Genomic DNA, 6,029 nt, shown 5'->3' on the forward strand with positions numbered 1-6,029 from the left:
GGTGGTGGCCGTACCTGAGCGACTCGTCCAAGCCGACCTCACGTGCGCGTAGAGCTCGGGGTCGCGCCAGGTCAACGCCGTACGGTCGAAGTGCTGGCCGTTGTCCCACAGCATCGTGGTGATCTTCTTCTGCTTGGCGTAGTGGCCGAACAGCTCGAAGAACTTCAGCTTCTCGCCCTGCTCGATCGTGCCGGTGTGCCGGTCGAAGCCGAGCAGGCCGTACTCGCCGAGGATCACCGGGATGCCGCGCGCGACGAACGAGTTGTAGGCGCGGTCCAGGTAGTCGGTGAGGTCCTTCTGGGCGGTGGCGTCGAACCTGGTGCCGCCCGCGACGTTCACGCTGAACGGCCAGTAGCCGTAGTAGTGGACGGTCGCGGCGATGTTGCGGTCGTTGAGCGCGGTGAGCGTGGTGTTCAGCTCGTCGATGCGCGCCTGGTCGGCCGAGGTGTGCAGGGTGGGCAGGACCAGGAGGCGGGTGGCGTTGCCGCCGCCGGAGGCGCGGACGATGCGGTGGAACGAGGTGTTGAGCTCGCCCAGCAGCTGCGCGTTCTGGGCGTCGCCGGAGCTGCCGGTGAACTGCGGCTCGTTGACGCTCTCCAGCAGCAGCTTCGACGAGGAGTCCTTGAACGCCGAGGCGAGCTGCGTCCACGTGGCGTTGTAGCGGGCGAGCACGTTGGTGCGGTCGCTCGGCATGGTGTTGATCCACTGCCACGAGTCGTGGTGGACGTTGAGCAGCACGTAGAAGCCGTCGGCGAGGGCCCAGCCGACGACCTCCTTGACGCGGCTCAGGTACGCGGGCTCGATGGTGTAGCTCGGGCCGGAGCCCTGGTGCTGGCCCCAGGTGACGGGGATGCGGATGCTGTTGAAGCCCTGCGAGCGCACGTTGTCCAGCAGCGCCTCGGTGATGCGCGGGTTGCCCCACGAGGTCTCGTCGGCGCCGGTGGCGTCGAGCGAGTTGCCGAGGTTCCAGCCGGGCTGCATGGCCGCGACGGTGGCCATGGCGTCGCCGGGCGGCTGGTTCGGGGTGGTCGTGGTGACGGGCGTGGTCGTGGTGGTCGGCGCGACGCCGCCGGTGCACGCGGTCCCGTTGAGGGTGAAGGAGGTCGGGACGCCGTTCGTGCCGCTCCAGGAGCCGGTGAACCCGAACTGGACGGAGCCGTTCGTGGGGATCGCGGCGTTGTAGGAGACGTTGGTGGCGGTGGCGGTCGCGCCGGAGGAGGTGACGTTCGCGTTCCACGCCTGGGAGACGGCCTGGCCGTTCGGGAAGGCCCAGGTCAGGGTCCAGCCGTTGACGGCGTCACCGAGGTTGGTGATGCGCACGTCGCCGGAGAAGCCGTTCTGCCACTGGCTGGTGACGGTGTAGTCGACCTTGCAGCCCGCGGCGTCGGCGGTGGCGGTGGCCTCGGCGGAGGCGGGGCGCGGGGCGGAGAAGCTCGCGCCGACGAGGGTGGCGACGGCGGTGAGCACCCCGAGCCCGACCCACCACCTCGCGGCTCGTGGTGTTCTGCTGCGTGAAGCGGTCATGGCTCTCCCCGAGTCGTCGTCGTCCCAGCGGGTGTCGCGGTGGGTGTTGCGGTGGGTGTTGCGGGCGGGTGTCGCAACAGGCCGATCGTCGCCGGGAGTCGCAGGCGGGGCAAGGGTTTCGGGTGGAATCAGGGGGCATCGACGGTGGGGTGTCGAAGGGTTCGACGGCGGTGTCGCGACGGGGTGGTCGAACCGGTGTCGAAGCGGGTCGGCGCGGCTGGGCAGGGGGCGGGCAGAGCGGTCGGGCAGGGGGTGGGCAGGTGGTGGAGCCGGGGTTCGGGGAGCCGGATCGCCGGGGGCCTGCCCAGGCGTGGAGTGCTGCGTCCCAGCCGGTTCCGCGCCTGGGTGGGGGGCGGCTTGCCAGGGGCGGTGCGGCGGGTGCGGGGGTTGCGGGGGAGCGGGCGGCCGGAGCGCGTGGAGCGGGGGGTGCGCGTCGACGGGGGGCGGGTGCGGTTCGGGGAGGTGCCGGGGTGCGAGGTGGTCGCCGACGGGGTGTGGTTGGCGCCCGGTCTGGTCGACCTGCACGCCCACCCCGGTGTGGTGGGGCGCGCCGAGGGGTTCGACGTCGGGCTGTTCCGCGAGCAGATGGCGGCGCACCGGGACGCCGGGGTGCTGCTGGTGCGCGCTCCCGGCCTGCCCGAGGAGCCCGGTGACGAGCCGGAACTGCCCCGGTTCCTCGGTAGCGGGCGCTGGTTGGCCACGCCTGGCCGGTTCTTCGCCGGTGCGGGCAGGCGGGTGGACGAGAGCGGGTTGGCTCGGGCCGCCGTGGAGGAGGCGCTGGGGTCCTCGGGGTGGTGCAAGGTGATCGGCGACTGGTTGCCGGGCGTGCCCGCCGTGCCGCTCGACGTGCTCACCGGGGTCGTGGAGGCGGTGCACGCGGTCGGCGGGCGGGTCGCGGTGCACTGCCAGAGCGCCGAGGGCAGCCGCAACGCCGTGCTGGCCGGTGCGGACAGCCTGGAGCACGGCATGTTCCTCGACCCCGACCTGCTGCCCGTCATGGCCGAGCGGGGAACGGCGCTGGTGCCCACGTTCAGCGGGTTCGCCAGGACCATCGCGGAGCTGGAGGGCGGGCCGCGCGGGGAGCTCCGGGACTGGCTGGTCGCCGGGTGGGAGAGCCTGCGCGCGATCGTGCCGCTGGCGCACCGGGCCGGGGTTCGGGTGCTCGCGGGCACGGACAGCGAGCTGCACGGGGCGGTCGCCGGTGAGGTCGAGTGGTTGTGGCGGGCCGGGCTGCCCGGTGACGCGGCGGTGGGCGCGGCGTCGTGGGCGGCCCGCGAGTGGTTGGGGGCGCCGGGGCTCGTGGACGGCGCGCCCGCCGACCTGGTGGCCTTCGACCGGGACCCGACCGAGGACCCGAGCGCGCTGCGCGAGCCCCGGCGGATCGTGCTGCGGGGGCGGCTGGTGCGGTGACGGCTGGTGCGGGGGCGGCTGGTGCGGTGACGGCGGTCAGGCCGGTTGCGGCTTGTCCACGGACCTCGCGAACAGCGACGACAGGGCCACCAGGACCAGCGCGACCAGGATCGCCGAGCGCAGGCCGACGTGCTCGCCGACGAAGCCCAGCAGGGGCGGGCCGACCAGGAACGCGGTGTAGCCCGCCGTCGCGACCGCGCTGACCCTGCGGGCCGAGTCGACCGGGTCGTCGCCCGCCGCCGACAGCGCCACCGGGAAGCCCAGGGACGCGCCGAGGCCCCACAGGAACACGCCGAGCGCGCCCAGCGGGACGTTCGGGGCCAGGGACACCAGGCCGATGCCGACCACGGCCAGACCGGCGCTGGCGACCATCACCCTGGTGCGGCCGAAGCGGTCCAGCAGGGTTCCGCCCGCGAAGCGGCCCACGGCCATGGACGCGCCGAAGAACGAGTACAGGAACGCGCCGCTGGCGCTGGACAGGTCGTAGCCGTCCACGGCGATCAGCGGCAGCCAGTCGTTCGCGGTGCCCTCGGCCAGCGCCATGCCCAGGGCGATCGCGCCGATGGCGAGGGTGCGCGGCTCCCGCCAGACGCGGAGCGCGGCCCGCAGGCCGCCCGTCCCCGGCGAACCGGGGCGGGGGCCTCCTCGCGGCCGGTGGCGGCGGGCAGGTTGAGGGCCACCCAGATCGTCGCGGCGGCCACCAGCGCGGTGACCGCGCCCAGGTGCGCCAGGACGGGGACGCCGAGGGCGGTGGCGGCCAGGCCGAGGAGGCCGCCGCCGCAGATGCCCAGGCTGAAGCAGCCGTGCAGGCCGGGGACGACGGTGCGGGCCAGGTCGGTCTCCACGGCCACGCCCTCGACGTTCTGGGCGATCTCCGCCGCGCCCATGCCGAAGCCGAAGACGGCGAGCCCCGCGGCGACCAGGGGACCGAGGCCCGCTGCCGCGCCCAGGGCGACCACGGCCAGGCCGGTGGCCATCGCGAACATGCACCAGCGGACGACGAAGCGGCCTCCCCTGCTGGTCACCAGGCCGCCGCCGAGGGCCAGTCCGATCATGGAACCGGCCGAGAGGGCGGCGATGACCAGCCCCATCTGGGAGGTGCTGGAGGCGGTGGCGTCCCGGATGTCCGGGGTTCGCGAGATCCAGGTGGCCATCGAGACGCCGGTGGCGGCGAACGCCAGGGACAGCGCGGCCCTGCGGCGGGTGGGGGTGGGGGTGGGCACGGTGGGGCTCCGGTGGGGCGTGAAGGGGCGCTCGCGGGCAGGCCCGCGGCGCGGGTCAGTCCTGGGGCGGCGGGCCGATGAGGCGGTGCACGGCCTGGCGGACGCGGTCCGCGTCGAACGGCTCGGTGGAGATGTGGCTGTGCAGGATCAGGCCCTCCTGGAGGGCGTCGATCATGGGGGCCAGCTCGGGCGGGAAGTGGCGGGCCAGGGAGGCGCGCGAGCGCAGCATCCAGTCCTGGATCAGCTCGCGGTAGCGCGGCTCGCGCACGGCCAGGGCGTAGAGCTCGGCGGACAGCACCATGTCCCTGCCGTAGCCCTCGCCCTGGGTGGTGATGATCCGGACGACCCCCTCGCGCGGGTCCTCGTCGGGGCCGATGTCGGCCAGGATCCGGTCGAACCTGGCGTGCATCGTGTCGGCCAGCCGGGAGAACGCCGCGTGGAGCAGGTCGTCGCGGGTCGGGAAGTGGTAGGTCATCGAGCCGAGCGGCACGTCGGCCGCCTCCGCGACCGAGCGGTAGGTGGCGCCGGGGGCGCCGTGCTCGGCGATCACCTCCAGCGCCGCCTCGACGATGCGCTCCCTGCGGTCGGGGTCGGTGCGCCGGGTGCGGGTCACCGGGCGGACGCCAGTGCCGGGAGCGCGGCGAGCGGGTCGGCCGCGGCGGGGATGAGGACGGAGGTGGTGGCGCCCGCGTCGAACAGCTCGGCGTTGCGGGCGCGCACCTCGTCGGGGGTGCCCGCCAGCGCCAGTTGGGTGACCCACTCCAGGGGGATGCGCTGGGCGAACTCCTCGCGGGTGGCGCAGGAGGCGCGGAGCTGGGCGAACTCGGCGGCGAACGGGAGCGGGGCCAGGTGCGGGGCCCAGTCGGGCTCGCCGATCCAGGCCAGGCCGGGGCGGACCTCGGCGACGGCGGTCGCGGTGTCGGGGTGGACGCTGGCGGCGTTGTAGGTGACCACGCTGTGCGGGGACGCGGCGGTCTTCTCGACGGAGGCGCGGACGTACTCGGGGGTGCAGGGCTCGGCGAGCACGGTGCCGTCCGCGACCCGGCCGGACAGGGCCAGGGACTTGGGGCCGCGCACGCCGGCGAGCACCGGCGGGACGATTTCGGGCAGCGAGGACGGCTCCAGGCGGGCCTCGGTGAGGGTGACGTAGCGGCCGCGGGTGGTGACCGTCTCGCCGCGCAGGAGCGCGCGGATCGCGGTGAGGTGCTCGCCGAGGAGGGTGAGCGGGCTGTCCGGGAGGGCGCCTGCGGAGCGCATCCAGTCGGGCATCCCGTGCCCCACGCCGATGGTCACGCGGCCGGGGAAGAGCTGACCGAGGGTGGCGATCTCCATGGCGGCGAACACCGGGTTGCGGATCGCGGCGGGCAGGATGCCGATGCCCACGGTGATCGTCCTGGTGGCGGCGAGGACGGCCGCGGTCTGCGCGACGCCGCCCCGGAAGCCGAGGTCCTCCACCACCCACAGCTCGTCGAAGCCGACCGCCTCGGCGCGACGCGCGTAGTCCAGGACCTGCCCGTGGGGGAGGTCGCGAAGAAGCATGACACCAACGGAACGCGCAGCCATGGGCCCTCCAATAAGAACGTTCGTATATGACCGCCGGGAGGGGAGGTTAGCAGTCCGGGCGGGGGGGGGGGAAGCGGAAACCGAGCACTGCTCGGCAGCGGTCCGGGGACCGGCGTGGTCCCCGGACCGCGTGGATCAGGCCACGACCGCCGCGGGCGCGACCGGCTCGGACGGCGCGGCCCCGTCGGAGATCCGCAGCGCCGCCACCAGCTCGCGGTACAGCTCGTCGGTCGCGAGCAGCCCGGCGTGCGTGCCGGACGCCCGCACCCGGCCGTCCTCCATCACCACGATGGTGTCCGCGTCGATCAC

The 6,029-nt window shown here is 74.3% G+C and carries 5 protein-coding genes and 1 pseudogene; 1 reads left to right on the plus strand and 5 read right to left on the minus strand.

Going from position 1 to position 6,029, the window contains the following annotated elements; translation table 11 throughout:
* Positions 1–1,524, minus strand: a 1,524-nt coding sequence (locus tag ACTUAL_RS03525) for a cellulase family glycosylhydrolase (protein WP_440899249.1), incomplete at its 3' end; no start/stop codon positions are given.
* 426 nt (positions 1,525–1,950) lie between these two features.
* Between ACTUAL_RS03525 and ACTUAL_RS03530 the strand changes: the two genes are divergently transcribed.
* Positions 1,951–2,934 (plus strand): amidohydrolase family protein, encoded by a 984-nt coding sequence (locus ACTUAL_RS03530; RefSeq protein ID WP_440899250.1) that lies wholly within the window; start codon positions 1,951–1,953, stop codon positions 2,932–2,934.
* A 36-nt stretch (positions 2,935–2,970) separates the two neighbouring features.
* Here ACTUAL_RS03530 and ACTUAL_RS03535 read toward each other — a convergent pair whose 3' ends face one another.
* The 4 genes and pseudogenes from ACTUAL_RS03535 to ACTUAL_RS03550 form a co-directional block, all read right to left on the minus strand.
* Positions 2,971–3,924 carry an MFS transporter gene (locus ACTUAL_RS03535; protein WP_440899251.1) on the minus strand — a complete coding sequence of 318 codons (954 nt, stop codon included), beginning with the start codon at positions 3,922–3,924 and terminating at the stop codon, positions 2,971–2,973.
* Positions 3,858–4,157 (minus strand): annotated as a pseudogene (locus ACTUAL_RS03540) (MFS transporter); the annotation flags it as partial. The gene ACTUAL_RS03535 and the pseudogene ACTUAL_RS03540, both read right to left, overlap by 67 nt.
* 55 nt (positions 4,158–4,212) lie before the next feature.
* Positions 4,213–4,770 (minus strand): TetR/AcrR family transcriptional regulator, encoded by a 558-nt coding sequence (locus tag ACTUAL_RS03545; protein WP_096493273.1) that lies wholly within the window; start codon positions 4,768–4,770, stop codon positions 4,213–4,215.
* Entirely contained in the window at positions 4,767–5,696 is a 930-nt protein-coding gene (locus tag ACTUAL_RS03550; RefSeq protein WP_440899252.1) for an LLM class flavin-dependent oxidoreductase, read from the minus strand. The genes ACTUAL_RS03545 and ACTUAL_RS03550 overlap by 4 nt, the downstream gene beginning before the upstream one ends.
* Positions 5,697–6,029 lie beyond the last annotated feature (333 nt).

The organism is Actinosynnema sp., assembly GCF_052038725.1.

What these genes read in the sequence shown, in the direction of transcription:
- ACTUAL_RS03550 (WP_440899252.1), bottom strand. Translation starts at nt 5,696, where the DNA reads ATGCTTCTTCGCGACCTCCCCCACGGGCAGGTCCTGGACTACGCGCGT.